29 protein-coding genes and 1 tRNA gene are annotated in these 25,862 nt (G+C 69.2%); 17 read left to right on the forward strand and 13 right to left on the reverse strand.

What is annotated here, in order from left to right:
• The first annotated feature begins 26 nt into the window (after positions 1-26).
• Positions 27-1,625 carry an ABC-F family ATP-binding cassette domain-containing protein gene (locus NHL51_RS10460; RefSeq protein WP_434143563.1) on the forward strand — a complete coding sequence of 533 codons (1,599 nt, stop codon included), beginning with the start codon at positions 27-29 and terminating at the stop codon, positions 1,623-1,625.
• Positions 1,626-1,664: 39 nt separating this feature from the next.
• Here NHL51_RS10460 and NHL51_RS10465 read toward each other — a convergent pair whose 3' ends face one another.
• The 4 genes from NHL51_RS10465 to NHL51_RS10480 are packed head-to-tail and all read right to left on the reverse strand — an operon-like array spanning position 1,665 to position 4,050.
• Positions 1,665-2,516: a cutinase family protein gene (locus NHL51_RS10465; protein ID WP_434143565.1), complete on the reverse strand. Its 852-nt coding sequence runs from the start codon at positions 2,514-2,516 to the stop codon at positions 1,665-1,667.
• Positions 2,509-3,414, reverse strand: a complete 906-nt coding sequence (locus NHL51_RS10470) for an SURF1 family cytochrome oxidase biogenesis protein (protein WP_434143567.1) — start codon at positions 3,412-3,414, stop codon at positions 2,509-2,511. The genes NHL51_RS10465 and NHL51_RS10470 overlap by 8 nt, the downstream gene beginning before the upstream one ends.
• Complete coding sequence (locus NHL51_RS10475; protein WP_434143569.1) at positions 3,407-3,646, reverse strand: hypothetical protein; 240 nt, start codon at positions 3,644-3,646, stop codon at positions 3,407-3,409. The genes NHL51_RS10470 and NHL51_RS10475 overlap by 8 nt, the downstream gene beginning before the upstream one ends.
• A complete protein-coding gene (locus NHL51_RS10480) occupies positions 3,643-4,050 on the reverse strand; it encodes a DUF3099 domain-containing protein (protein ID WP_434143570.1) in 408 nt (135 codons plus the stop codon). Before NHL51_RS10480 ends, NHL51_RS10475 begins: the two co-directional genes overlap by 4 nt.
• 76 nt (positions 4,051-4,126) lie before the next feature.
• Between NHL51_RS10480 and fabG the strand changes: the two genes are divergently transcribed.
• Entirely contained in the window at positions 4,127-4,837 is a 711-nt protein-coding gene (gene fabG, locus NHL51_RS10485) for a 3-oxoacyl-ACP reductase FabG (protein ID WP_434143572.1), read from the forward strand.
• 37 nt (positions 4,838-4,874) lie between these two features.
• On the opposite strand, the gene NHL51_RS10490 is transcribed toward fabG, so the two are convergent.
• A complete protein-coding gene (locus NHL51_RS10490) occupies positions 4,875-5,720 on the reverse strand; it encodes a LysR family transcriptional regulator (RefSeq protein ID WP_434143573.1) in 846 nt (281 codons plus the stop codon).
• Positions 5,721-5,843: 123 nt separating this feature from the next.
• Here NHL51_RS10490 and NHL51_RS10495 point away from each other — a divergent pair, with 123 nt between their 5' ends.
• On the forward strand, positions 5,844-6,398 hold the full coding sequence (locus NHL51_RS10495) for an amino acid synthesis family protein (protein ID WP_434143574.1): 555 nt from the start codon (positions 5,844-5,846) through the stop codon (positions 6,396-6,398).
• 44 nt (positions 6,399-6,442) lie between these two features.
• On the forward strand, positions 6,443-6,757 hold the full coding sequence (locus tag NHL51_RS10500; RefSeq protein ID WP_434143576.1) for an EthD family reductase: 315 nt from the start codon (positions 6,443-6,445) through the stop codon (positions 6,755-6,757).
• 11 nt (positions 6,758-6,768) lie between these two features.
• Here the strand turns inward: NHL51_RS10500 and serB are convergent, their stop codons facing one another.
• Positions 6,769-7,413 carry a phosphoserine phosphatase SerB gene (serB, locus tag NHL51_RS10505; RefSeq protein WP_434143577.1) on the reverse strand — a complete coding sequence of 215 codons (645 nt, stop codon included), beginning with the start codon at positions 7,411-7,413 and terminating at the stop codon, positions 6,769-6,771.
• An 81-nt stretch (positions 7,414-7,494) separates the two neighbouring features.
• Here serB and NHL51_RS10510 point away from each other — a divergent pair, with 81 nt between their 5' ends.
• Both NHL51_RS10510 and NHL51_RS10515 read left to right on the forward strand, forming a co-directional pair.
• Complete coding sequence (locus NHL51_RS10510; protein WP_434143579.1) at positions 7,495-8,286, forward strand: ABC transporter ATP-binding protein; 792 nt, start codon at positions 7,495-7,497, stop codon at positions 8,284-8,286.
• Between the two features lie 95 nt (positions 8,287-8,381).
• Positions 8,382-8,630, forward strand: coding sequence for a type B 50S ribosomal protein L31 (locus NHL51_RS10515; protein WP_434143580.1), 249 nt, complete (start codon positions 8,382-8,384; stop codon positions 8,628-8,630).
• A gap of 53 nt (positions 8,631-8,683) precedes the next feature.
• Here NHL51_RS10515 and NHL51_RS10520 read toward each other — a convergent pair whose 3' ends face one another.
• The gene (locus NHL51_RS10520; RefSeq protein WP_434143583.1) at positions 8,684-9,385 is read right to left on the reverse strand and encodes an exonuclease domain-containing protein; all 702 of its coding nucleotides are present in this window, start codon (positions 9,383-9,385) and stop codon (positions 8,684-8,686) included.
• 123 nt (positions 9,386-9,508) lie between these two features.
• Here NHL51_RS10520 and NHL51_RS10525 point away from each other — a divergent pair, with 123 nt between their 5' ends.
• The 3 genes from NHL51_RS10525 to NHL51_RS10535 are packed head-to-tail and all read left to right on the forward strand — an operon-like array spanning position 9,509 to position 12,017.
• Entirely contained in the window at positions 9,509-10,411 is a 903-nt protein-coding gene (locus tag NHL51_RS10525; protein ID WP_434143584.1) for an alpha/beta fold hydrolase, read from the forward strand.
• Positions 10,408-11,232 (forward strand): TrmH family RNA methyltransferase, encoded by an 825-nt coding sequence (locus NHL51_RS10530; protein ID WP_434143586.1) that lies wholly within the window; start codon positions 10,408-10,410, stop codon positions 11,230-11,232. Before NHL51_RS10525 ends, NHL51_RS10530 begins: the two co-directional genes overlap by 4 nt.
• Positions 11,229-12,017, forward strand: coding sequence for a phosphatase PAP2 family protein (locus NHL51_RS10535; RefSeq protein WP_434143588.1), 789 nt, complete (start codon positions 11,229-11,231; stop codon positions 12,015-12,017). The genes NHL51_RS10530 and NHL51_RS10535 overlap by 4 nt, the downstream gene beginning before the upstream one ends.
• Positions 12,018-12,058: 41 nt before the next feature.
• Here the strand turns inward: NHL51_RS10535 and NHL51_RS10540 are convergent, their stop codons facing one another.
• Positions 12,059-12,589, reverse strand: a complete 531-nt coding sequence (locus tag NHL51_RS10540; protein ID WP_434143590.1) for a helix-turn-helix domain-containing protein — start codon at positions 12,587-12,589, stop codon at positions 12,059-12,061.
• A gap of 23 nt (positions 12,590-12,612) precedes the next feature.
• Between NHL51_RS10540 and NHL51_RS10545 the strand changes: the two genes are divergently transcribed.
• Entirely contained in the window at positions 12,613-13,836 is a 1,224-nt protein-coding gene (locus tag NHL51_RS10545; protein WP_434143592.1) for a benzoate/H(+) symporter BenE family transporter, read from the forward strand.
• Between the two features lie 275 nt (positions 13,837-14,111).
• Here the strand turns inward: NHL51_RS10545 and NHL51_RS10550 are convergent.
• Both NHL51_RS10550 and NHL51_RS10555 read right to left on the reverse strand, forming a co-directional pair.
• A tRNA-Val gene (locus NHL51_RS10550) sits at positions 14,112-14,185 on the reverse strand.
• Between the two features lie 72 nt (positions 14,186-14,257).
• Positions 14,258-14,722: a peroxiredoxin gene (locus NHL51_RS10555; RefSeq protein WP_434143593.1), complete on the reverse strand. Its 465-nt coding sequence runs from the start codon at positions 14,720-14,722 to the stop codon at positions 14,258-14,260.
• A gap of 386 nt (positions 14,723-15,108) precedes the next feature.
• Between NHL51_RS10555 and aceE the strand changes: the two genes are divergently transcribed.
• From aceE to NHL51_RS10585, 6 genes are all read left to right on the forward strand, one after another.
• Positions 15,109-17,835 carry a pyruvate dehydrogenase (acetyl-transferring), homodimeric type gene (gene aceE / locus NHL51_RS10560; protein ID WP_434143595.1) on the forward strand — a complete coding sequence of 909 codons (2,727 nt, stop codon included), beginning with the start codon at positions 15,109-15,111 and terminating at the stop codon, positions 17,833-17,835.
• Positions 17,747-19,048 (forward strand): PucR family transcriptional regulator, encoded by a 1,302-nt coding sequence (locus tag NHL51_RS10565; RefSeq protein ID WP_434143597.1) that lies wholly within the window; start codon positions 17,747-17,749, stop codon positions 19,046-19,048. Before aceE ends, NHL51_RS10565 begins: the two co-directional genes overlap by 89 nt.
• A gap of 80 nt (positions 19,049-19,128) precedes the next feature.
• Positions 19,129-20,061: an ACP S-malonyltransferase gene (locus NHL51_RS10570; RefSeq protein WP_434143599.1), complete on the forward strand. Its 933-nt coding sequence runs from the start codon at positions 19,129-19,131 to the stop codon at positions 20,059-20,061.
• A 19-nt stretch (positions 20,062-20,080) separates the two neighbouring features.
• Positions 20,081-21,085, forward strand: a complete 1,005-nt coding sequence (locus tag NHL51_RS10575) for a beta-ketoacyl-ACP synthase III (RefSeq protein WP_434143600.1) — start codon at positions 20,081-20,083, stop codon at positions 21,083-21,085.
• A 95-nt stretch (positions 21,086-21,180) separates the two neighbouring features.
• Positions 21,181-21,429, forward strand: a complete 249-nt coding sequence (locus NHL51_RS10580; RefSeq protein ID WP_434143601.1) for an acyl carrier protein — start codon at positions 21,181-21,183, stop codon at positions 21,427-21,429.
• Positions 21,430-21,573: 144 nt separating this feature from the next.
• Positions 21,574-22,815, forward strand: coding sequence for a beta-ketoacyl-[acyl-carrier-protein] synthase family protein (locus tag NHL51_RS10585; RefSeq protein WP_434143603.1), 1,242 nt, complete (start codon positions 21,574-21,576; stop codon positions 22,813-22,815).
• A 67-nt stretch (positions 22,816-22,882) separates the two neighbouring features.
• Here NHL51_RS10585 and NHL51_RS10590 read toward each other — a convergent pair whose 3' ends face one another.
• Positions 22,883-23,338 (reverse strand): VOC family protein, encoded by a 456-nt coding sequence (locus NHL51_RS10590; RefSeq protein WP_434143604.1) that lies wholly within the window; start codon positions 23,336-23,338, stop codon positions 22,883-22,885.
• A 141-nt stretch (positions 23,339-23,479) separates the two neighbouring features.
• On the opposite strand from NHL51_RS10590, the gene NHL51_RS10595 reads away from it, so the two are divergent.
• Complete coding sequence (locus tag NHL51_RS10595; RefSeq protein WP_434143605.1) at positions 23,480-24,274, forward strand: glutamine amidotransferase; 795 nt, start codon at positions 23,480-23,482, stop codon at positions 24,272-24,274.
• 49 nt (positions 24,275-24,323) lie between these two features.
• Here the strand turns inward: NHL51_RS10595 and NHL51_RS10600 are convergent, their stop codons facing one another.
• Together NHL51_RS10600 and NHL51_RS10605 are read right to left on the reverse strand one after the other, a co-directional pair.
• A complete protein-coding gene (locus NHL51_RS10600; RefSeq protein WP_434143606.1) occupies positions 24,324-24,812 on the reverse strand; it encodes a Dps family protein in 489 nt (162 codons plus the stop codon).
• Positions 24,813-24,931: 119 nt separating this feature from the next.
• Positions 24,932-25,765 (reverse strand): aldo/keto reductase, encoded by an 834-nt coding sequence (locus NHL51_RS10605; RefSeq protein WP_434143608.1) that lies wholly within the window; start codon positions 25,763-25,765, stop codon positions 24,932-24,934.
• Positions 25,766-25,862 lie beyond the last annotated feature (97 nt).

Here is a 25,862-nt window from a genome sequence, read left to right on the forward strand (position 1 = left end):
CCAGTCGTCTTGAGGAGCCCCGCAGCATGATCATCGTCGAAGACCTCGCGATCGACGTCGGCGCCAGGCGCCTCATGTCGGGCGTCGACTTCCGAGTGAACCCGGGCGACAAGATCGGTCTCGTCGGGCGCAACGGCGCCGGCAAGACCACCCTCACGCGCACGCTCTCGGGGGAGTTGCAGCCCGCGGAGGGCAAGATCACGGTCGGGGGAGAGCTCGGCTTCCTGCCGCAGGATCCGCGCACGGGCGATCCCGAGCAGATCGCGCGGCACCGCATCCTCGACGCCCGCGGTCTCGGCACGCTGCAGCAGAACCTCGCCCGGGCGACCGAGGACATGGCCTCCGAGGATCCCGTGATCGCCGAGAAGGCGATGCGGCGCTTCGGAAATCTGACCGATCGCTTCCAAGCGCTCGGCGGGTACGCCGCCGAGTCGGAAGCGGCGTCGATCTCGCACAACCTCGGCCTGCCCGACCGCATCCTCGAGCAACCGCTCAAGACCCTCTCGGGCGGTCAGCGGCGTCGCATCGAGCTCGCCCGCATCCTGTTCTCGGACGCCGACACGATGATCCTCGACGAGCCGACGAACCACCTCGACGCCGACTCGATCATCTGGTTGCGCGAGTTCCTCAAGAGCTACAAGGGCGGCGTCATCGTCATCTCGCACGATATCGACCTCGTCGGCGAGACCGTGAACCGTGTGTTCTACCTCGACGCGAACCGCCAGGTCATCGACGTCTACAACATGAACTGGAAGCTGTACCAGCGTCAGCGCGCCGCCGACGAGGAGCGTCGACGCAAGGAGCGCGCCAACGTCGAGAAGAAGGCTTCGGCGCTCAAGGACCAGGCCGCGAAGTTCGGTGCCAAGGCGTCGAAGGCGGCCGCCGCCCACCAGATGGTCGCGCGGGCCGAGAAGATGCTGTCGGGGCTCGAAGAGGTGCGCCAGGCGGATCGGGTCGCGAAGCTGCGCTTCCCGGACCCCGCTCCCTGCGGCAAGACCCCGCTCATGGCGGAGGGGCTGTCGAAGTCGTACGGCTCGCTCGAGATCTTCGCGGGCGTCGACCTCGCGATCGATCGAGGATCGAAGGTCGTCGTGCTCGGCCTCAACGGCGCCGGCAAGACGACGCTGCTCAGGCTGCTCGCGGGCGTTGACGCGCCCGACACCGGCGAGCTCGTCGCCGGGCACGGCCTCAAGGTCGGCTACTACGCGCAGGAGCACGAGACGCTCGATGTCAAGGCGAGCGTGCTGCAGAACATGATCTCGGTGTCGCAGCACCTGACCGAGACCGAAGCGCGGCGCGTGCTCGGCTCGTTCCTCTTCACCGGCGACGACGTGCACAAGCCCGCAGGGGTGCTCTCGGGCGGCGAGAAGACGCGCCTCGCCCTCGCGATGCTCGTGGTCTCGAGCGCGAACGTGCTGCTGCTCGACGAGCCGACGAACAACCTCGACCCGGCGAGCCGCGAGGAGGTGCTCGACGCTCTGGCGCACTTCTCCGGCGCCGTCGTGCTGGTCTCGCACGACCCCGGTGCGGTCGAGGCGCTGAATCCCGAGCGCGTGCTCATCATGCCCGAGGCGACCGAGGATCACTGGTCGAAGGAGTACCTCGAGCTCATCGAACTCGCGTAGCCCGCGCTGCGGCGCAGCGATACTGCGGCCCAGCGCGGGTTACGGCGCAGCGCTGTTCCAGCCGAGCTTCTCGAGCACGAACGCCGCGGCCTGCTTGCGCATGCCGTTCTTGAAATAGTCGACGTGGCCCTCCTCGTCGATCTCGCCGTCGTCGCGCAGCACGATGCCGCTCTGGCAGATGAAGTCCTCGGCGACGCAGAAGTCGAGCAGGCGCTCCTCGTACGCGGCGAGCGCGCCGCTCGGGCGGGGGAGGAGGCCACTGTAGGCCGAGTCGTAGGTGCCCGCGTTGAACGCCTCGGCGGCGTTGAAGCGCGGGTCGCCGAAGAGTGCGACGGCCCAGATGCCGGCCGCCGCGTCGATCCCGACCTCTCCGGCCGTCGCGCCCACGAGTCGGGTATCGGGCGCGCTGAGCGCATCGCCGATCACGAGCGCGCCCTGCGAGTAGCCGAGCAGCACGAACTGCTGACCGGGGCAGTGCTCCGCCTGCACGTTGAGCGTATCGATGAGCGTGCGCACGCCGAGGGTGCCGCCCTCCTTGACCTCGGTGTCGGCGGGGTAGTCGAGGTCGATCACCTCGGTCTTGTCGGGCTCCGCCTTCTCGATCGCCTTCGCGATCCCCGAGACGAGCTGCCCTTTCGTCGGTTCGCCCGTTCCGCGAACGGTGATGACGAGCACGGGGGTGCAGTCCTCGTTCGGTGCGACGATCGGGGCGGGATGCAGCGACGCATCGTACTCCTCGGCCGCATCGGGCGGTGCCGGGTCCTCCGTGACCTGCTCGAGCGACTCCCGTGCGACCACCGGGTCGGCGGGCTGGGCGCAGCCGGCCAGCCCGAGCCCGAGCGCGACGAGCAGGCCGGACCCGAGGCCGAAACGCAGCGCCGATTCACGCATCGAGCAGCGCGTCTTCCTCGTCGGCATCGCTCGGGCGGCGCCGGCTCCGGCGTTCGGCGCTGCGACGATCCTGCTCGGCGACGGCGTCGCTACCGCTGTTCAGGCCGCGGAACTCGCGCCTGGCGGCGTAGGCCACGCCGATGCCCGCGATGAGGATGAACACGTACCACTGCAGCGCGTACGACAGGTGCGGGCCCTCGTCGCGCTCGGGCCGCTCGGGCAGCGCACCGTGCGCGCGCGCGGGGCTCTCGGAGACGAGCATGCCGTAGGCGCCCGTGTAGGCCTCGCCCGCGGTGCCGCTGAGCCCGGCGAGCTCGTGCAGATCGATGCTCGCGACGGTGTTGCCGGTGGCGGTGCGGCCGCCGATCTGCGGTTCGGAGGCGCGCAGTCGCGCCTCGACGGTCACCGTGCCGGTCGCGGGCAGCGGCAGGTCGAGGTTCTCGAGCGAGAGCGAGCCGTCGTCGATGCTGTCGGCGGTGATGCCGTCGACCGGCACCCAGCCGCGGTCGACGAAGAAGATGTCGCCCTGCTCGGTGCGCAGCATCTGCAGCAGATTCGACCCCACGCCCTGAGGGCCCGGCCGGTTGCGCGCGAAGTACGGCTCGCCGACGTACTCGCCGGTCGCGGTGACCGTCTGCCACTTGTTGCCGTCGAGGTCGAAGCTCTCGAGCGTCGGCAGCTCGTCTGCGAGCGGCACGGGCGCAGCGTCGTAGTTGGCGTCGATGCGCGCGATCTCCGCGCGGGCCTCGGCCCGTCGGTCGAACTGCCAGTTGCCGAGGAAGACGCAGGCCACCGCGAACACGATCAGCATCGCGAAATAGCCGAGCCAGCGGCGCGAGTACAGGAACGTCCAACCGACGTGCTGCGGTGCAGCGGTCTGCGGGGTCGGGTCAGTCATCGAGGGCACCTACCGGGACGATGTCGAGCGGAAAATCGCGGGCGGCGAGGAACTCGTGCAAGGTGCCGAGGTGCTCGTCGCATGCGAGCCAGATCTTGCGACGACCGGCGTCGTGGATCTTCGGATTGCGCCAGCGTATCGCGTTCACGGCCGGTCTCGTGCAGCCCGCGCGGGAGCACTCGAAGCGCTGCCCGGTGTCGCCGCCGAGCCCGGGTAGGCCGATGGCGTTCACGAGTCCGCCTCACCCGGCACCGCATCGCCGTCCGGCGAAGGATCGGGCTCGGCGGGAGGCGCCGCGGGGCCCCCGCGCCGCGCGGGCTCCACATCGACGACGATCAGCGTCTCGGCCGCGTCCTCGCGCGGAGCGGGCGCCGTCGACGCCTGCAGCTGCAGCGGCTCGGGGGCGTCGGGCTCGACCTCGCCGCCGTGCGCGACCGCGTTGCCGACCATCACCGCGAACCAGGGCAGCACCGCCACCGCGATGCCGACGAGCAGCACCCACCAGCCCCGCACCCAGAAGAGGGAGATGACGCAGAGCACGCGCAGCACCATGGCGACGTAGTACATGCGCATGCGGTGCGCGCGATCCTGCGCCGGGTTCACACCCGCCGATGTCACGCTGTAGCTCTTCGACATGCGCCCCTATCTCCGTACCCCACCAGCCTACGCCGTCTAGGCTGGTGCTCAGCTGGCCAGACGGAAGGATCCACACATGACCACCTCGCGCACCGTACTCGTCACCGGAGGCAACCGCGGCATCGGATACGCGATCGCCGAGCGCATGCTCGCCGACGGCCACCGCGTCGCCGTGACCTCCCGTTCGGGCACCGGCCCCGAGGGCGCTTTCACGGTGCACGCCGAGATGGGCGACGCCACATCGATCGACGCGGCGTTCACGCAGATCGAGGCCGAGCTCGGCCCGGTCGAGATCGTCGTCGCGAACGCGGGCATCACCAAGGATACGCTGCTGCTGCGTATGAGCGAGGAGGAGTTCTCGAGCGTCATCGACATCAATCTCACCGGCACTTTCCGCGTCGTGAAGCGGGCCGCGAAGGGCCTTCTGAAGGGGCGCTTCGGCCGCGTCATCCTCATCTCCTCCGTCGTCGGCCTCTACGGGTCGCCGGGGCAGATCAACTACGCCTCGTCGAAGGCCGCGCTCGTCGGCTTCGCCCGCTCGCTCACCCGCGAGCTCGGTGCGCGGAACATCACCGCGAATGTGATCGCCCCGGGCTTCATCGAGACCGATATGACTGCGGCACTCCCGGAGGCGCAGCAGCAGCAGTACCTCTCGTCCATCCCGGCGGCCCGCTTCGGTCATGTCGCAGAGATCGCGGGCGCGGCGTCGTTCCTCGCGGGCGATGACGCCGCCTACATCTCGGGCGCGGTCATCCCGGTCGACGGCGGCCTCGGCATGGGTCACTGAGAGCTTCGTTCCCAGGGCTCCCTGTTCTCGACAGGGATCACCCGAGCCGTTCGCGCAGGCGGGCGACGAGCGCTGCGGTCAACGATCGCGGCGCCGTCGCCGACGCCGCGAGCACGATGTCGATGGGGCGCTGACGGGGGAGCCCGCTCCCGGCGCCCATGATCTCGGCTCCCTCGGGCATGCAGCTGCGCGCGATCGGCGCGATCGCGAGCCGGGCGCGGATCGCGGCCTGCACCGCCGACATGCTGCGGCTTTCGCAGACGATGTCGGTGGCGATGCCGAGCGTCGAGAGATCGGCGAGGGCCGCGGCCCGCACGATGCAGCCCGTGGGGAAGAGCGCCAGCGGGATCGCGCCATCGGCGAGCGCCGTCTCGTGCCGGGCCGATGCCCACACGACCTCCTCCCGGCGCAGCAGGACTCCCGCGCCGGAGCCGGCGGGCTCCGAGAGCACTGCGAGGTCGAGATCGGCATTCGCGATGAGCGGCCGGAGCTCGGCGCTCGGGGCGCACTGCACTTCGAGGCGCGCCTGAGGGGCGACCGCGCCGAGCGCGTCGAAGAGGGGCGACATGAGCGTCGGCACGTAGTCGTCGGGCAGACCGACCCGCAGCGTGCCGGCGAACGCCGAGGCGTCGAAGCGCGCGAGGAGCTCGTGCTCGAGGCCGACCATGCGTCGCGCGATCTTCACGACCTCCGCGCCGTCCGGCGTGAGTTCGAGACCCCGCCCCCGTCGCTGCAGCAGCGGTCGGCCGATCGAGGTCGAGAGCTTCGAGAGGTGGGTGCTCACTGCCGACGGCGTTCTGCGGACGACGCGGGCCGCGTTCTTCACGCTGCCGGTGTCGGCGAAGGCGAGCAGCGTGCGCAACTGGTCGAGGTCGAGACTCATGGCGATAGTTTCCAGAATACGAATCGTCAGGTCAAGTATTTCTGATTTTCTTCATCGTCTTATCGCCGTAGCCTGAGATCGGCAGCCGATGACGGCGCCGTACGAGGCACACAGGAGGCGAAGATGTCACTGCTCAAGCTGCGCAAGCTCGTGGTGCAGGTCGAAGAGACGCACTCGGAGATGGGACGCCCCGTCGACCCGCCGACGCGCAAGGCCATCGCCGCCGCCGTGGTCGACAACCCCTACGCCGGGCGGTACGTCGAAGACCTCTCGCCGCTCTACGATCTCGGCGCCGAGCTCGGGGGCCTCCTCGCCGGCCGCGCGGTCGAGGCACTCGGCGTCGAGCCCGGCGCCGTCGAGTCGTACGGCAAGGGCGCCATCATCGGGCTCGCGGGCGAGATCGAGCATGCCGCCGCCATTCTGCATCCCCGCTTCGGCGCACCGGTGCGCGCGGCGGTCGATCACGGCGACGACATCATCCCGGGCACGAAGAAGATGGGCGGCGCGGGAGCCGTCATCACGATGCCGCTGACGAACAAGAACAGCATCTGGGAGTTCGACGACATGGATGCCGCCGACATCGCGATCGGCGATGCGCCGCGCGATGACGAGATGCTCGTAGCGGTCGTGCTCGCGATCGGCGGGCGCCCGTTGCACCGCGTACCGAAGCCCGCATGAGCGGGAGAACCATCGGCTGGAGATAAGAGGAAGAGGCGATCGAGATGGCGTTCAAGGCGATCATCATGCTGACCCGGCGGGACGGGATGAGCCGCGACGAGTTCGCCGAGTGGTGGCTGCGGCGGCACGCCCCGCTCGCGCGGCAGCTCCCCGATGTCAGGGATGCGCGTTTCAACCTCGTGCTCGGGGATGAGACCGGGGGAGTGGACGGCATCTCGGAGCTCTGGTTCGACTCTCAGTCGGCGTTCGAGGCGGCCTACGCTTCCGAGCTCGGTCAGCGGGTCGCTGCCGACTCGCTCGCGAACGTCTCGGGTCGGCAGCGGCTGTTCGTCGAGGAGCATCGCATCCTCGAGGGATAGACGAATCGCTCTCAGGAAATAGGCAGGCGATCCAGCAGCGGGATCGCTCCCGCGAGGTCGTGCTCGAGCGAGACGTCGGCCCGTTCGACGACGATGGGCTTCGCGTTGAAGCCGACGCCGATCGCAGCGAGCTCCATCATCCGCAGGTCGTTCGCGCCGTCGCCGATCGCGATCGTCGCCGAGAGCGGTGTTCCGCTCGCCTCGGCCCACTCGCGCAGCGCGCTCGCCTTCGCCTCGGCGTCGATCACCGGGCCGACGGTGCGCCCCGAAAGAGCACCGTCGACGATCTCGAGCCGGTTGGCGCGCCAGAAGTCGAGACCGAGATCGGCCGCGATCAGGTCGAGCACCTCGTGAAAACCGCCCGAGATCACGCCGACCTTGCCGCCCCGTGCGTGCACGGCCGCGATGAGCTCGCGGATGCCGGGGGAGAGGCGCACCTTGCCGTACGCCTCCGCGAACACCGATTCGGGCGTGCCCCGCAGGGTCGCGACGCGTTCCGCGAGGCTTGCCGAGAAATCGAGATCGCCGCGCATCGCGCGCTCGGTCACCTCGGCGACGAGCTCCCGCGTGCCCGCGGCTTCGGCGAGCAGTTCGATCACCTCGTCCTGAATGGTGGTGGAATCGCAATCGAGCACGACGAGGGGTGAAACGGTCATACCCCCAGTCTAGGGAACTCGCGCGACCCGCTTCAGCGCGCCGTCGCCCCGTGCGGGCAGATCACTCGTAGCATGGTGGGCATGGTCAATGTTCTGCGCCTCACCGACGTCACCTACGCACGGAACGGCCGCGCGATCCTCGATCATCTCGATTGGAGCGTCGAGGATTCGGAGCGCTGGGTCGTGCTCGGGCCGAACGGGGCGGGCAAGACGACGCTCATGAAGCTCGCCACCGGCAACGACTATCCGTCGACGGGCACCGTCGACGTGCTCGAGAACCGTCTCGGCAAGATCGACATCTTCGAACTGCGCAGCCGCATCGGCCTCGTCTCCTCGGCGACGTCCCGCCGCATCCCCGCGAACGAGTCGGTGCGCAACCTCGTGCTGACGGCAGCGCACTCGGTCGAGGGCCGCTGGAACGAGCACTACGACGACATCGATGTGCGCCAGGCCGACCGCATCCTCGCCGAGTGGGATCTCACCGATCTCGCCGATCGCACCTTCGGCACGCTGAGCGACGGCGAGCGCAAGCGCGCGCTCATCGCCCGCGCGGTCATGACCGACCCCGAGATGCTGCTGCTCGACGAGCCGAGCGCGAGCCTCGATCTCGGCGCCCGCGAGCGCCTGCTGCAGATGCTCTCGGGCTTCGCGCAGTCGCCGTACTCCCCGGCGATGATCATGGTGACCCATCACGTGGAGGAGATTCCGCCCGGATTCACCCATGTGCTCCTCGTGCGCGACGGCCGAGTGCAGGCCGCCGGCCCGATCGCGCTCACGCTGACCGCTTCGAACCTCGAGGCGACATTCGGCATGCCGTTCGAGCTCACCGAAACGAACGGCCGCTACACCGCCGTCGCCCGGCCGAGCATCTGATAAGATAGAACCTTGTGCGGTTATCCGCGCACTCCCAAGACCTCGGGGCGTGCTGCTACACGCCCGTATCCAGGCACCAATCCGAAGGAACACTCATGAAGAACGAAATCCACCCCGAGTACAACGCCATCGTATTCCGCGACCTCGCGTCGGGCGAGACGTTCCTGACCCGTTCCACGCTCACGAGCGAGAAGACCATCGAGCTCGACGGCGCGACCTACCCCGTCATCGACGTCGAGATCTCGAGCGCATCGCACCCGTTCTACACGGGCAAGCAGCGCATCATGGACTCGGCCGGCCGCGTCGAGAAGTTCAACCAGCGCTTCAAGGGCTTCGGCGCCTAAGGCACGATCCCTGCAGAAGGACCTCCGGAGCTCGCGCCCCGGAGGTCCTTTTACTATGCCTTCTGCGGCCAGCGGCCATCGGCCACGAAGTTCGGGTCGCGCACCCGCCGCATGTATTCCTGGAAGTTCGCGGCCTGCGCGGCCGCCCAATCGATCTGGGCGCGGTGCAGGTCGTCGAGCTCCTGCGGCAGCACATCGGCGTACTTCAGTGCGAGGCGCTGGAGCACGCGCCCCGCGGCGATCGCATCGTCGCCGGCATCGTGCGCGTTGCCGAGCGCGACGCCGTGGTGGGCCGACACTGCGATGAGGGTGCGCTTGCCCTTGCGGTAGCGGTCGAATTGCTTGTCGATGATGAGCGGGTCGACGACGGGGGAGATGCTCGCGGGCCAGGCGATGCCGTGGCGCGCGGCCTCCGAGGCGAGCAGGCTGAGATCGTACGGCGCGTTGTATGCGACGATCGGGAAGCCGCGCTCGATCATCTCGAGCAGCTGCGCGACGATCTGCTGCACGCCGACGGCCGCGTTGATGCCGCTGGCCCGCGCGACCTCGGTCGTGATGCCGTGCACCTGAGCCGCTCCTGCCGGAATCTCGATGCCCGGGTCGAGCAGCCAGTCGTAGCGCTCGCGCACGGTGCCGTCGGCGCCGAGCAGCGCGATCGTCGCGCTCACGATGCGCGCATGGTCGGTATCGACCCCGGTCGTCTCGGTGTCGAACACGGCGATGTTCTCGGCCCAGAGCGGCATTCTGTTGGTCACGGGAGTCCTTTCGTCTCCCACGATGCTAGGGCATTCCCGAACCGCCGCCGCGGCCGGTGCACGCCCTGCGAAACTCCGCGGGGCGCCAAGGGGCTTTCCAGGGCGCGCCATTACACTCGATCCGTGACCATCGCGCCGAATCCAATTGCCGCCGCCACGCTCGGCATCCAGACCCGGGCCTGGGCCTACGGCGACCCCGCAGGTGCGACGCTGATCCTCGTGCACGGCTTCCGCGGCGACCACCACGGCCTCGAAGGGCTCGCACGGGCGCTGGTCGATTCGACCCCGGGTCTGCGCGCGATCGTGCCCGACCTGCCGGGTTTCGGCGAGACGCCCGCTGTTCCCGGCCGCGAGCACGACATCGCCCTCTACGGAGAATGGCTGCGGGAGTTCGCGGCCGCGGCGGCCCCCGAGAGCTTCGCGGTGCTCGGGCACTCGTTCGGGTCCCTAGTCGTGTCGGCGGCGATCGCCGGCGGGCTGGCACCCCGGCGACTGGTGCTCGTCAATCCGATCTCCGCGCCGGCGCTCGAGGGGCCGCAGGCCCTGCTCACCCAGCTCGCGATCGGCTACTATCGGGCCGCAGACCTGCTGCCCGGCGCCGCATCGCGTCAGCTGCTCGGCAACCCGCTCATCGTGCGCGGGATGAGCGAGGTGATGGCGAAGACCGGCGATGCAGAGCTGCGCTCATGGATCCACGGGCAGCACGCCGAGTACTTCAGCACGTTCTCCGACCCGAGGACGCTGCTGCAGGCGTTCCGCGCCTCGGTATCGCATACGGTCGCCGAGTTCGCGGATGCGATCGGCATGCCGACGCTGCTGATCGCGGGGGAGCGGGACGACATCACGCCGCTCGCGAAGCAGCTCGATCTCGCCCACCGCATCGCGGACGCGCGGCTGCGCATCGTCCCGGGCACGGGGCATCTGGTGCACTACGAGGCCGTCGGCGACGCCTGCGCGTTCGTGCGGGAGTTCCTCTCGGAGCCGACCCGGCTCGACGCTGCGGACGCGGTCGAGGCCGCCGCGTGAGGGTCATCCGCATCGACGACCTCACGATTCCCGAGCTCGCCGATTACACGCAGCTGACCGATGTCGCCCTGCGCCGCGTTCGCGAACCCGAAGAGGGCCTGTATCTCGCGGAGTCGCCGAAGGTGATCGAGCGCGCCCTGCAGGCAGGGCATCGCCCGCGCTCGGTGCTGCTGCTCGAGCAGTGGCTGCCGAAGGTGGAGCCGATGCTCGCGGCCTTCCCCGACGTACCCGTCTACGTGGGGGAGTCTGAGCAGCTGGAGGCCCTCACCGGGTTCCATATGCATCGCGGCGCGCTCGCGTCGATGCACCGGCCGGCGCTGCTCGACCCGGCGGAGCTGCTGCGCGCATCGCGCCGCGTGATCGTGCTCGACGACCTCGCCGATCACACGAACGTCGGGGCCATCTTCCGCTCCGTGGCCGCGCTCGGCGCCGATGCGGTGCTGCTCTCGCCGGCCTGCGCCGACCCGCTGTACCGGCGCGCCGTGCGCGTGAGCATGGGCGCCGTGCTGCAGGTGCCCTGGGCGCGTCTGCCCGATTGGCGGGTCGCCGGTCCCTTGATCCGCGACGCCGGCTTCGAACTCGCCGCGTTCGCGTTGAACGACGAGGCGGAGGACCTCGCTGATTTCATGCTCGACGTACCCGAGAGGCTCGCCCTGATGTTCGGTACCGAGGGCACCGGGCTGTCCCGGCGGGCCCTCGCCTCGGCGACGCGTTCCGTCGTGATCCCGATGGAGCACGAGGTCGACTCGCTCAACGTCGCGACCGCAGCGGCGCTCGCGCTGTTCGCCGTGCGCACCTCCGATCGGCGGGGCCGCCGGTGAGGCATGCGCTCGGCCGGCGCCGCAGCGCGATCTGGTCGGCCGTCTTCTGGGCGGTGCTCGGCGTCGGCTCGTTCGTGCTCGGCGTCGGCAGCTCGCTCGGGCAGCGCGCCGAGGAGAGCGTGCTCGCCGCCGCCCGATTCACGACCGATCCGCCGGCGCCGCTCGATCTCATGTCGGCGCCGACGCTGCTCATCGCGATGGCGGTCATCGGCGTCATCGCGCTCGCCACGTACGGCTGGAGGCGCGCCATCGGCGTCGTCGGAGCCTCGGCCGCGGCGATCATCGCGTCCCAGTTGCTCAAGTTGCGGGTGCTCGAGCGGCCGCAGCTGCTCGACTTCAACATCGACAACACCTTTCCGAGCGGTCACATGACGGCGTTCGTCGTCGTCGTCGCGGCCGCGGCATGGGCGGTGCCCGTGGCGTTGCGCTCGGCGACGGCCGTCGGGGGAGCCGTGCTGCTCTCGACCGTCGCCTGGCAGCTGCTGGCCTACGGGTGGCACCGGCCGAGCGATGTGCTCGGCGGCATTGCGCTCGGGGTGCTCACCTTCTCGTGCGCCGCCATCGTGAAGCCGCTCGACGCCGGTCGCCGCTCGCCGCTCGGCCGGCTGGTCGCCGCAGGCCTTTTGCTCGCCGCGCTGCTCGTCATCGTCGGGGCGCTCGTACTGCTCGCGGTCGCCGTCGCGAAGGATCAGATGGGCCTCATGCTCACGGCCGGCCAGTTCGGCTCGATCGGCGTGAGCGCCTTCGCCGCGCGCACGGTGCTCGCGCTCGCCGAGCCCCGTTGAGCGCTCGGCGGCATGCGGCGGGGAGGATCCCTGCGGCTGGGCTACGCCGGCCGCGAGCCCCTCGGGCTCCTGATCACGAGCACCGCCTCGCCCGGCCCGTCGACCGCCGTGTAGCGGTGCGGCCGGTCGCTCGCCCAGCTGGTGCTCTCGCCGGCGACGACGGTGCTGCCGGCGCCGTCGGGGCCGACCTCGAGGGCGCCGGCGACGACGGTGATGTGCTCGGTGACGCCGGGGCCGTGGGCGGGGGAGACGTGGTCGGCGCTCGCCGGGAACTCGAGGCGGAACACCTCGACGGTCGCATCCGAGAGCTCGCGCACCGAGATGAGGATCGTGCGCATGCCGCCCGGAGCGACGGATTCGGACCCGGCTGTGCCACCGAGCAGCGCGCTGAGCGGGATGCCGAGCGGCCGGCAGAGCGCGTAGAGCGTGTCGACGGTCGGGTTTCGCTTGCCCGTTTCGATCTCCGAGAGCGACCCCTTGCCGACGCCCGATCTGCGTGCGAGCTCGGAGAGGCTCAGCCCCTGCTCGGTGCGTGCGCGGCGCAGGCGCAGGCCGATCTCGAGTGTGCTCATGCTGAGGATGCTACAGTGAACCCGTGCATCGTTCCGTAAACAGAACAACTGGGCCAGGGATCGCCGAGCCGCTCACCGCAGGTATCGCCAGCGGGGTAGTGGGCTTCGCCTCGACGTTCGCCGTGGTGCTGGCGGGTCTCTCCGCCGTCGGCGCGAGCCCGGCCCAGGCCGCATCGGGCCTCGCCGCGGTGACAGTGCTGATGGGGCTTGCGACTGTGCTGCTCTCGTGGCGGTACCGTATGCCGATCACCGTCGTCTGGTCGACGCCCGGCGCGGCGCTGCTCATCAGCGTCGGCGCCGTCGCCGGGGGATGGCCTGCGGCGGTCGGAGCCTTCGCCGTCACCGGCGTACTGCTGGCACTGACCGGGCTGTGGCCGCAGCTCGCATCGCTCGTGCAGCGTATACCGGCGTCGCTCGCGCAGGCGATGCTCGCGGGCATTCTGCTGCCGCTGTGCCTGGCGCCGTTCCGTGCGCTCGTCGAGGAGCCGTGGCTGGTCGCGCCCGTGCTGATCGCCTGGCTCGTCACGATGCGACTGCGGGCGCGATGGGCCGTGCTCGCCGCGGTGGCCGCGGGGCTCATCGCCGTCGGTGCGCATCGCGCGCTCACCGGCGCGGCATTCGATGCGGCCGCCTTCGTGCCGCACTTCGAGTGGACGATGCCCGTCGTCGCATTGCAGGCGCTCACCGGCGTCGCGCTGCCGCTGTACATCGTCACGATGGCGTCGCAGAACATCCCGGGTGCGGCCGTGCTGCAGAGCTTCGGGTACACCGTGCCCTGGAAACCGGCGCTCGTCACGACCGGCTTCGGCACCGTCGTCGGTGCATTCTTCGGAGCGTTCGCACTCAATCTCGCGGCGATCACCGCGGCGCTGGCTGCGGGCGCGGATGCCGGCGCCGACAAGCAGAGACGCTGGATCGCGGGCTTCACCGCCGGCTGCCTGTACATCGTGCTCGGGCTCGCGAGCGCCGGACTCGTCGCGGTCACCGTCGCGGCGCCGCCGGAGATCATGCAGGCGGTCGCCGGCGTCGCGCTGTTCGGCGCACTGGCATCCGCGTGCGTCGAAGCGCTGAGCGACCCGCGCGGGCGCATCGCGGCGATCGTCACGATGCTCGTCGCCGCATCGGGCGTCGTCGTCGCCGGCCTCGGCGCCGCATTCTGGGCGCTCGCCATCGGCCTGATCACGTGGCTCGTCACCGCAGCGGGCAAGGCCAGTGCGACACGGTCCGTCTCAAAGGATTCGGCGTGATGGTCGAGTGTCGATAATCTATATTATGTCAGTTTGCACTTCGAGCAGGGACGCCACGACTCCCCGCACGGCCCGAACTGCGCTTCCCGCCGAGCGGCACCGAGGGAAGCTCCGAGCCGTTGCGATGCGACGAAGTCCGCCACGAGCTCGGTGCGTCGCGCCGCGCGAGTCGACGACTCCGGGCCTCGATGTTTCTACGGGCGAAGTGTCCGTTCGATCGGGCCGCGCCCGACGTCGACGGCGTACGGGCCGGACGACGTATGTGGAGGAAACGGTGCGCCCTGAGAGACTCGAACTCCCGACCCTCTCGGTGTAAACGAGATGCTCTAACCAACTGAGCTAAGGGCGCATTCGCGAAACGAACCTCACCAGCATAGGGTACGGGGTCGCATCACGACGAATCGCACTGCGGCGCTCCGGGCTACTCCCCGATCGCCGCGATCGCCTCGCGGTACGAGGCGAAGTCGCGGGCCTGCCCCGGTGCGGTCTCGAACGAGGCGAGCACGCGCCGATCCTCGCCGATGAGCAGCGTCGCCCGGGTCGCGATGCCCCGCTCCTCGATGAAGACGCCGTAGTCGCGCGCTACGGCACCGTGCGGCCAAAAGTCAGAGAGGATCGGGAATTCGTATCCCTCGCGCACCGAGAACTCGCGCAGCGTCGGCACTGTGTCGACCGAGATCGCGAAGAGCCGCACCTCGCCGTCGTCGAACACCGAGAGGTTGTCGCGCAGTTCGCACAGCTCCCCCGTGCAGATGCCGGTGAATGCGAGCGGGAAGAACACGAGCGCGATCGGGCCCGAGGCGACGAGCTCGGAGAGGGTGCGCTCCTCGCCGTGCTGATCGGAAAGGGTGAAGTCGGGCGCCTGTGCGCCGGGCTCGAGAACCATCGATACTCCTCAGTGAATGTGTGCGGACGCCGTGCGCACCGCAGTCGGCTACTCCCCCAGAGTATCCGAACGCATAAAGCGACGCTTCACCGAAGAATATCCGAAGCTTCTTCGCGTGCATTTGATATCACAAATGAAAAATGCACGAAATCAGTGCAATTTCGTATCCGTTGGTTCGTAATCGGTTGTTTTGCGGCTGATCCGCTGCGGGGTATGCGAATTTTGTGCAGCTGTGACACTTTCTACAAGCGTACTCCGTGTTTCGCAGTGGACTTTCGATAGTCTTGAGGGAAGACCGCGAATCACGCGGCCGACCCGCTGTGCCGCGTTCGTGCGTCTACCCGCGCCCCGCCAGGTACGCAAACATGGTGAATGGAGATTGAATCTTGGCTGTGAACACTCAGGATCCCTACGCCCCCGACCAGGACGATATCGATCCGCAGGAGACCGCGGAATGGCGGGAATCGCTCGACGCAGTCGTCGAGGAGCGCGGCGCAGGCCGGGGTCGCGAGGTCATGACGAGCCTGCTCGATCGCTCGCGCCAGCTGCACTTGAACGTGCCGATGGTGCCGACGACCGATTACGTCAACACCATCGCGAGCGATGACGAGCCCGACTTCCCGGGCGACGAGCCGCTCGAGCGCAAGTACCGTCACTGGATCCGCTGGAACGCCGCGATGACCGTGCACCGCGCGCAGCGCCCCGGCATCGGCGTCGGCGGCCACATCTCCACCTACGCGTCGGCGGCGTCGCTCTACGAGGTCGGCTTCAACCACTTCTTCCGCGGCCAGGATCACCCGAGCGGCGGCGACCAGATCTTCATCCAGGGCCACGCCTCCCCCGGCATCTACGCGCGCGCCTTCCTCGAAGGGCGCCTGAGCAACGATCAGCTGGACGGCTTCCGCCAGGAGAAGTCGCGTGCCGCGAACGGACTCCCCAGCTACCCGCACCCGCGTCTGCTGTCCGACTTCTGGCAGTTCCCGACGGTGTCGATGGGCCTCGGCCCCATCAACGCCATCTACCAGGCGCAGCTCAATAAGTACCTCACCAACCGCGGCATCAAGGATGCCTCGGATCAGCATGTCTGGGCCTTCCTCGGCGACGGCGAGATGGACGAGGTCGAGAGCCGCGGCCAGCTGCAGGTCGCCGCGAACGAGGGCCTCGACAACCTGACCTTCGTCATCAACTGCAACCTGCAGCGCCTCGACGGCCCGGTGCGCGGCAACGGCAAGATCATCCAGGAGCTCGAGAGCTACTTCCGCGGTGCCGGATGGAACGTCATCAAGGTCATCTGGGGTCGCGAATGGGACGAGCTGCTCGCCCGCGACACCGACGGCGCGCTGCTCAACGTCATGAACACGACGCCCGACGGCGACTACCAGACCTACAAGGCCGAGAACGGCGCCTACGTGCGCAACCACTTCTTCGGCAAGGACGAGCGCGCTCTGCGTCTCGTCGAGAACTACACCGATGACGAGGTCTGGGGTCTGCGCCGCGGCGGCCACGACTACCGCAAGGTGTACGCCGCCTTCAAGGCCGCGACGGAGCACAAGGGCCGCCCGACCGTCATCCTCGCGAAGACGATCAAGGGCTACGGTCTCGGCCCGCACTTCGCCGGGCGCAATGCGACGCACCAGATGAAGAAGATGACGCTGGACGATCTGAAGATGTTCCGCGACACCATGCAGGTGCCGATCACTGATGCGCAGCTCGAGGAGAACCCGTACCTGCCCCCGTACTACCACCCGGGCGAGAACGATCCGACGATCCAGTACATGCACGAACGCCGTCGCGAACTCGGCGGCTTTCTGCCCTCGCGACGCTCGTCGCATGCGCCGCTCGCGCTCCCGGAGCAGAAGACCTACGCGATCGCGGCGAAGGGCACCGGCCACCAGGAGGCCGCGACCACCATGGTGTTCGTGCGCCTGCTGAAGGATCTCATGCGCGACAAGGGCATGGGCGAGCGCTTCGTGCCGATCATTCCCGACGAGGCCCGCACCTTCGGCATGGACGCCTACTTCCCGACATCGAAGATCTACAACCCGCACGGCCAGAACTACACTTCGGTCGACCGCGAGCTGCTGCTCGCGTACAAGGAGAGCGCGCAGGGCGTGCTGCTCCACGTCGGCATCAACGAGGCCGGTGCCGCCGCCGCGTTCACGAACGTCGGCACCTCGTACTCGACGCAGGGCGAGCCGCTGATCCCGATCTACATCTTCTACTCGATGTTCGGCTTCCAGCGCACCGGCGACGCGTTCTGGGCCGCCGGCGACCAGATGGCGCGCGGCTTCATCATCGGAGCCACCGCCGGCCGCACCACGCTCACGGGCGAAGGCCTGCAGCACGCCGACGGCCACTCGATGGCGCTGGCGTCGACCAACCCCGCGGTCGTCTCGTACGACCCGGCGTACGGTTACGAGATCGGGCACATCGTGCGCTCGGGGCTCGAGCGCATGTACGGCGGCACCCACCCCGACCCGAACGTCATGTACTACATGTCGGTCTACAACGAGCCGATCATCCACCCGGCCGAGCCCGAGGACGTGGATGCCGAAGGCATCGTCAAGGGCATCCATCGCGTGAGCGAAGCCGCAGGGGACGGCGTCCGCGCGCAGATCCTCGCCTCGGGCGTCGCCGTGCCGTGGTCGATCGAGGCGCAGCAGCTGCTCGCCGACGACTGGGGCGTGGCGGCGGACGTGTGGAGCGTCACGAGCTGGAACGAGCTGCAGCGCGACGGCCTCGCCGCAGAGCAGCACAACTTCCATCACTTCGGCGACGACCCCCGGGTGCCCTACCTCACGCAGAAGCTGCAGAGCGCCGAGGGCCCCTTCGTGGCGGTCAGCGACTGGGAGACCCTCGTCCCCGAGCAGATCCGCCCGTACGTGCCCGGCGACTACTCGGTGCTCGGCGCCGACGGCTTCGGCTTCTCGGACACCCGTGCTGCGGCGCGCCGCTACTTCGGGATCGACCGCGAGTCCGTCGTCGTGAAGGTGCTGCAGCGCCTCGCCCTGCAGGGCAAGATCGATGCCGACGTGCCGCGCCGCGCGGCCGAGAAGTACCGCCTCGACGACGTCAACGCCGGTTCGACGGGCGGAGCGGGCGGCGAGGCCTGACCCGGTGACCGGACACGGAGCGGTGAAGGATAAGGAGCTGGCGTGGCTCCGCTCGATCACGGGCGAGCTCTCCACCCGCACCATCACACGACTCGATGACACGCTGCCCTGGTACGGCGATATGCCGCCGTCCAGGCGCAGCGCCGTCGGCCTCGTCGCGCAGACGGGCATCACATCGTTCATCCAGTGGTACGAGGACCCGACATCGACTCCGTGGATCGCCTCGGATGTCTTCGGGGCCGCACCGCGCGAGCTGCTGCGCTCGATCAGCCTGCAGGAGACCCTGCAGTTGATCCGCGTCGTCGTCTCGGTCGTCGAGGAGCGCGTCGCACCCCGCAGCGCGGCCCTCCGGGATGCTGTGCTGCACTATTCGCGCGATGTCGCCTTCGCGGCGGCGGACGTGTACGCCCGCGCCGCCGAGGCGCGCGGGCTCTGGGACGCCCGGCTCGAGGCCCTCGTCGTCGACTCGATCCTCACGGGCGAGAGCGATGACGAGCTGCCGAGCCGCATCGCGGCCCTCGGCTGGCACGGCGACGGAGAATCGGCGGTGCTCGTGGGCACCGCCGAACGGGTCGTCGATGTCGACCAGCTGCGGCGCAGCGCGCGCCACGCGGGCGCCGACCTGCTCGTCGGCCTTCAGGGCAGCCGCCTCGTGCTGGTGCTCGGGCGCATCGAGCCGAAGCAGCGCGACGCGTCGGGCCAGCCGGCGGAGGCGCTCAGCTTCCTCGAGATCGCCGGGCGCCTGGCCGACGGCTTCTCGGACGGCCCGCTCGTGCTCGGGCCTACCGTCGACAACCTGATCGAGGCATCGCGCAGCGCGCGCGCCGCTCTCGCAGGCGTCGCGGTGGCGCGTTCGTGGCGCAATTCGCCGCGCCCGGTCGCGGCCGACGATCTGCTGCCCGAGCGCGCGCTCGTGGGCGACGGACTCGCCCGGCGCACGCTCATCGAGCAGATCTACGAACCGCTGCGCGCGCAGTCCCCCGAACTGCTCGAGACCCTCTGGTGCTACCTCGACAACGGCCGTTCGCTGGAGGCGACGGCCCGCGAGCTCTTCGTGCACCCGAACACGGTGCGCTACCGGCTCAAGAAGGTGTCCGAGCTCATCGGGTGGAACGCGACGGGTGCGCGCGAAGCGCTCATCCTGCAGTCGGCGCTCATCGCCGGTTCGATCGCCCACCAGGCCCGCCGAGGGCCGACATCCGGTCGGAATTAGGCGCTTTCCGACAGCACTCCGGCAGATTTGTGGTGGAATATATGCAGAATCGTGCCGTTTGATCTGAGAGACTGAAACACGTGATCGTTATCGCATGCCCTGGACAGGGCTCACAGACCCCCGGCTTCCTGAACGAGTGGCTCGAACTTCCGGGCGCGCGCGAGCGCCTCGGCGCCGCCTCAGAGAGCGCCGGCACCGACCTCATCGCCCATGGCACCGTCAGCGACGCCGATACGATCCGCGACACCTCGATCGCGCAGCCGCTCATCGTCGCAGCGAGCCTGCTCGCCTTCGAGGCGCTCTCGCAGCGCGCCGACACGTCGGCCGCCGGCGTGGCCGGCCATTCGGTCGGAGAATTCGCCGCCGCCGCGGTCGCCGGCGTGCTCGACGCGAGCGACGCGCTCCGCCTCGTGGGCATCCGCGGCCGCGCGATGGCGGAGGCCGCGGCCCGCGCCGAGACCGGCATGTCCGCGGTCGTCGGCGGCGTCGAAGCCGATGTGATCGCCGCGATCGAGGCCCAGGGCCTCACCCCGGCGAACCGCAACGGCGGCGGCCAGATCGTCGCGGCCGGTGCGAAGGATGCGCTCGCCGCGCTGTCGGAGAACGCACCGCGCGCCGCACGCGTCATCCCGCTGCAGGTCGCGGGCGCCTTCCACACCGACTACATGGCTTCGGCGATCCCTGTACTGCGCGAAGCCGCAGACGGCGTCGCGGCCGGCGAGCACGGAGTGCACGACCCCCAGCGCGCCCTGTGGACGAACGCCGACGGATCGCTCGTGAGGAGCGGCACGGCCTTCCTCGACTCGCTGGTCACGCAGATCGCGAACCCGGTGCGCTGGGATGCCTGTATGACCGGTTTCCAGGATGCGGGCATCACCGGCATCATCGAGCTCTCCCCCGCCGGCGCCCTCGTCGGCATCGCGAAGCGCGCGCTGAAGGGCGTGCCCTCGGTCGCGATCAAGTCGCCCGACGACCTCGAAGCCGCGGTCGCGATGATCGCCGACGCAGCCTGACCGGAAGGACTCCCGAACCATGGCATCCCTGCTCCAGCAGACCGGCCCTGCCCACACGCGCATCCTCTCGGTCGGCGCCGCGCGCGGCGACCTCGACGTGCCGAATGACGACCTCGTCGGGCCGATCGACTCCTCCGACGAGTGGATCCGCCAGCGCACCGGCATCGTCCAGCGCCGCCGCGCCAGCGCATCGGTGCAGGCCGTCGACCTCGCCGTAGAAGCCGGCGAAGAGGCCATTGCTCGCTCGGGCCTCGACCGCGCCGCCATCGACGGCGTGATCATCTCGACGATCTCGAACGTCGCGGTGACGCCCTCGATGGCTTCGCTCGCCGCGCACCGGCTCGGGCTCACCCCCGCGGCCGCATTCGACATCTCGGCCGCCTGCGCCGGCTACGTATACGGCGTCGCGCAGGCCGACGCGCTCGTGCGCTCGGGTCAGTGCAAGAACGTGCTCGTCATCGGCGCCGAGAAGCTCTCTGACATCGTCGACCCGACCGACCGCAGCATCTCGTTCCTGCTCGCCGACGGTGCCGGCGCCGTGATCGTCGGCGCGAGCGACCACATCGGCATCGGCCCGACCGAGTGGGGCTCCGACGGCGAGAAGTGGGACACCATCCGTGTCACCTCCACGTTCGAGGAGTACCGCAGCAACCCCGGCGAGGTGGCCTGGCCGACGCTCCGCCAGGACGGCCAGACCGTGTTCCGCTGGGCCGTATGGGAGATGGCCAAGGTCGCCCGCCGCACCCTCGAGGTCTCCGGCGTCGAACCCGGCGAGCTCGCCGCCTTCATCCCGCACCAGGCCAACATGCGCATCATCGACGAGTTCGCGAAGCAGTTGAAGCTCCCCGACACCGTCGCGATCGCGCGCGACATCGAGATGCAGGGCAATACCTCCGCGGCCTCGATCCCTCTCGCGATGCACACGCTGCTCGAAGCTCAGCCCGAGCTCTCGGGCGGCCTCGCGCTCACCATCGGCTTCGGAGCCGGACTCGTCTACGCCGCGCAGGTCGTCGAGCTGCCCTGATTTCCGCGAGTCGCGCATTGCGACCCGCGGTTCCGGGCCAGACTAGTACGGCCCTACAATCCACTCAATCCCCCATCAATACAAGGAGAAACCCCATGGCATTCAGCAACGAAGAGGTCCTCGCAGGTCTTGCAGAGCTCATCAACGACGAGACCGGCATCGCCGCTGACGTCGTTGCGCTCGACAAGTCGTTCACCGACGACCTCGACATCGACTCGATCTCGATGATGACCATCGTCGTCAACGCCGAAGAGAAGTTCGACGTCAAGATCCCCGACGAAGAGGTCAAGAACCTCAAGACCGTCGGCGACGCCGTCGACTTCATCGCCCAGGCCCAGGCCTAAGCTGCTGCGAGGCGGGTGGCCGTCGCCCCTGGCACGAGCCACCCGCCAGCACTCGGCGGCAGCAGCGCGCGCCCTGCGCCGCACACACAGACTTCTCGGGACACCCGAATACACACCATTCCTCAGATCAGCGGAGCACGCATCATGACGAAGAAGATTGTCGTTACCGGAATCGGTGCCTCTACCCCGATCGGCGGCACCGCCCCCGAGAGCTGGGAGGCGCTCCTCGCCGGTGAGACCGGCATCCATACCCTCGACAACGACTGGGCCGAGAAGTACGGACTGGCCGTCGACTTCGCCGGCAAGGCGAAGGTGCGCCCCGATGAGGTGCTCGAGCGCCCGGTCGCGAAGCGCCTCGACCCGTCGAGCCAGTTCGCGCTCGTCGCGGCCTTCGAAGCCTTCGCCGACGCGGGCAGCCCCGAGATTCCGGCCGAGCGTCTCGGCGTCGACTGGGCCACCGGCATCGGCGGCCTGTGGTCGCTGCTCGATGCATGGGACACCCTGCGCGAGAAGGGTCCGCGCCGCGTCATGCCTCTGACGGTGCCGATGCTCATGCCGAACGCGCCCTCGGCCGCGATCTCGATGCACCTCGAGGGCCGCGCCTTTGCGCGCACCGTCGCATCGGCGTGCGCCTCGAGCACCGAGGCCATCGTCAACGCGTACGAGCACCTGCAGGCGGGGCTCGCCGACGTCGTCATCGCCGGCGGCTCGGAGGCCGCGATCCACCCGATCACCCTCGCCGCGTTCAATTCGGCGCAGGCGCTCTCGAAGCGCACCGACTCCCCCGAGTCGGCCTCGCGCCCCTACAGCACCGACCGCGACGGCTTCGTCATGGGCGAGGGCGCGGCCGCGCTCGTGCTCGAGACCGAGGAGCACGCGCTCGCCCGCGGGGCGAAGATCTACGCCGAGATCGCAGGCGGCGGCGTGACCGCCGATGCGTACCACATCACGGCCAACGACCCCGAGGGCCGCGGTGCGATCCGTGCGGTCGAGCTCGCGCTCGGCGTCGCCGGCGCCGAGGTCGATGAGGTCACGCACATCAATGCGCACGCGACGTCGACCCCTGTCGGCGACATCAACGAATTCGTGGCGCTGCAGAAGGTGTTCGGCGAGCGCGTGAACGAGATCCCTGTTTCGGCGACGAAGGCCGCGACCGGTCACCTGCTCGGCGGTACCGGCGCGCTCGAGGCGCTCTTCACGGTGCTCGCCGTGCAGAACCGGGTCGCTCCCCCGACGGCGAATCTGGTCGATCAGGATCCGGAGATTCCGTTCCGCGCCTCGCGCGAGCCGCAGCCCCTCGGCGACGGCCCGCAGCTGGCGATCTCGAACTCCTTCGGGTTCGGCGGGCACAACGCCGTCGTCGCCATCCGCAGCTACGACGCGTGACCTCCACGGTCGGGGCCCGGGACGCGCGATGCGTCGTCCCGGGCCCCGACCGTCTGCACGGCCTCGGCTACCCCGCGGCGCAGAACTCGTTGCCCTCGGGATCCTGCATGACCCACCAGTGGCCGGCGGGGCCCTGATCGACCTCGTGCACCCTCGTCGCGCCGATCGCCTCGAGGCGCACGACGAGCCGATCGAGCGTCTCGTCTCCGGCGTGAACATCGATGTGGAGCCGGTTCTTCGCCGCCTTGTGCTCCGGCACCTCCTGGAAGAGCAATCGGCGCCCGTGCCCGGCACCGCTGGCGGCATCGAACGGGTCATCGGGGTGCCGGATGCCGGCGAGGCCGCGGAAGAGTCGGCGCCCATCGCGATCCACGACCGCGGATTCATCGAGACGCCCGGCTGCGAGCAGCGCGGCGATCAGCGGCGACGAGTCCTCCAGCGTATAGTCGAGCGCTGCAGCCCAGAACTCCGACAGTGCGGGCGCATCGGCGCAATCGATCACGAGTTTCCAATGCAGTGCCATGACTCCAGTTCTATCCCCGGTCGTGGCCCGTACGCAAGGCACGGGCCTGTTGAACAGGTCGTCTCCTCCGGCTCTCGACCGCGCATGTCGCCGGGTGACGGCTCGGCCTCGGTGCGCTCCGAATCGCGATACGGTAGAGGGATGAAGCCGTTCCTGCTGATCTCGACCCGTGGTGAAGACCTCGAGGCCGCAGACGAGCATGCCGCGTACTGCCGGCTGACGGGCCTGCTGCCCGAAGACCTCGAGTGGCGGCGCCTCGACCGCGCACCGCTCGGCCCGGTCGATTTCGACCGGTACTCGGGCATCATCCTCGCCGGCAGCCCGTTCACCGTGAGCGAGCCCGTCGAGAAGAAGACCGAGACCGAACTGCGGGTCGAGCGCGAGCTTTCGTCCCTGCTCGACGAGGTCGTCCGTCTCGACGTGCCGTTCCTCGGCGTCTGCTACGGCATCGGCACCATCGGTGCGCACCAGGGTGCGCGGGTCGATCGCACCTACGGTGAATCCTCGCAGGCGGTGCGCATCTCGCTGACCGATGAGGGCGCCAGGGATCGGCTCTTCCACCAGCTCCCCGCTCGCTTCGACGCGTTCGTCGGGCACAAGGAGGCGATCAGCGAGGTGCCCGAGAGCATCGTCGTGCTCGCCGGTTCGCCGACCTGCCCGGTGCAGGCTTTCCGCGTGGGCCGCAACGTGTACGCGACCCAGTTCCATCCCGAGCTCGACCCCGATTCGTTCGCCTCGCGCGTACGCGCCTATGCCGATCACGGGTATTTCCATCCCGGCGAGGTCGATGCGATCATCGAGCAGGTCGCTCGAGCCGACGTTCGCGCGTCGCACATGGTGCTCGGCCGTTTCGTCGAGGAGTACCTGTCGTCTTCCCCGGCCCCTGCGCCGATTCCCGGCCCGGGAACGGAACCGGCCTCGCCGGTCGCCGCATAGGGCGTACCGACGAGGCCGGGCCGGGCGGAGCCGCGCTCCCCCGCATCGATTATTCGGCGTAGTGCGAGAACAGGAACCAGCGATCCTTATCGAGCTGCTGCGCGATGCCGATCACGATGTCCTGGCTCACGAGATCGATCTCGTCGAGGCCCTTGACCGCTGCGTAGAGCGTGACGAGCGCAGCATCGAGTTGGGCGACGATCTCGCGCACGGTGACGTTCGACTGCTGGAAGCCGGAGCTCAGCTCGGGCGTCGTCGTGCGCGCCGCGACGGTACCGATACGGCCGTCGATCGGCAGGCCCAGTGCGACGACGCGCTCGGCGACCTCGTCGGCCGCGTCCTGCGCGTGCAGCACGACCTGGTCGAGGAACTCGTGCACGCCCATGAAGTTCTCGCCGCGCACGTGCCAGTGCGCCTGCTTGCCGTTGACCGCGAGTGCGACGAGGTCGTGCAGCACCGGGCTCAGGTACTGGGCCACGCCGGTCGGGCGCTGGAGGTCGCCCTGCGCTGCGGGAATGTTGATCTGCTTGGTTGCCATCTGGATGATCCCCTATTCGTTCGGTCGGTTCTGTCTACTGCTCACGGTACGCGTCGCGTCTGTGATGCCGCAAGCAAGGTTAGGCTGCGCTCAACTCGCGCACGGCTCGTGCGGCCTGCTCAGCCGTTGAAGCTGGCGGGGTGCGGGCCGGTGCGCCCGTCGCGCTCGAGACCGTCGATCGCAGCGAGTTCGTCGGAGTCGAGCACGAAGCCGAACACGTCGAGGTTCGAGGCGATGCGCGACGGGGTGACCGACTTCGGAATCACGATGCGCCCCTGCTGCAGGTGCCAGCGCAGCACGACCTGGGCCGGCGAGACGCCGTGGCGTTCTGCGGCGGCGACGACCGGTGCGTCTCCGAGCACCGCACCTTGAGCGAGCGGGCTCCACGCCTCGGTCGCGATGCCGCGCTCGGTGTTCGCGGCGACGGTCTCACGGTTCTGCATGGCCGGGTGCAGCTCGATCTGGTTCACGGCGGGCACGAGGTCGCTGACCTCCGCGAGGCGCGCCAGGTGCTCGGGCAGGAAGTTCGAAACGCCGACGGCGCCCACGCGTCCATCCGCGTGCAGCTGGGCCAGGGCGCGCCAGGCCTCGGTGTACGCGTCGCTCGCGGGCGCGGGCCAGTGGATGAGGAAGAGGTCGAGCCTGTCGAGGCCGAGTCGTTCGAGCGATGCCTCGTAGCCGCGCATCGCCTCGTCGTAGCCGAGCGCATCGATCCAGAGCTTCGAGGTGATGAACAGCTCGTCGCGTGCGACGCCCGACTCGGCGATCGCGCGCCCGACTCCCGCCTCGTTGCCGTAGATGGCTGCGGTGTCGATGCTGCGGTAGCCGGTCTCGATCGCCGTGGCGACGGCCGCCGTGGTCTCCGCGTCGGGCACCTGGAAGACGCCGAAGCCGAGCTGCGGCATCTGCAGGCCGTTGTTGAGGGTGATGGTCGGAACGTTCGCCGCGGTCATGATGTCTCCTTGCTGATGGGAATGTTCGTGGTGGATGTACTGAGACGCTTCTATGATTGTCAAGTCGTAGAACCGGCAGAATGTAGGGCATTGAGCG

The organism is Leucobacter sp. gxy201 (assembly GCF_051043335.1).
Taxonomy (GTDB): domain Bacteria; phylum Actinomycetota; class Actinomycetes; order Actinomycetales; family Microbacteriaceae; genus Leucobacter.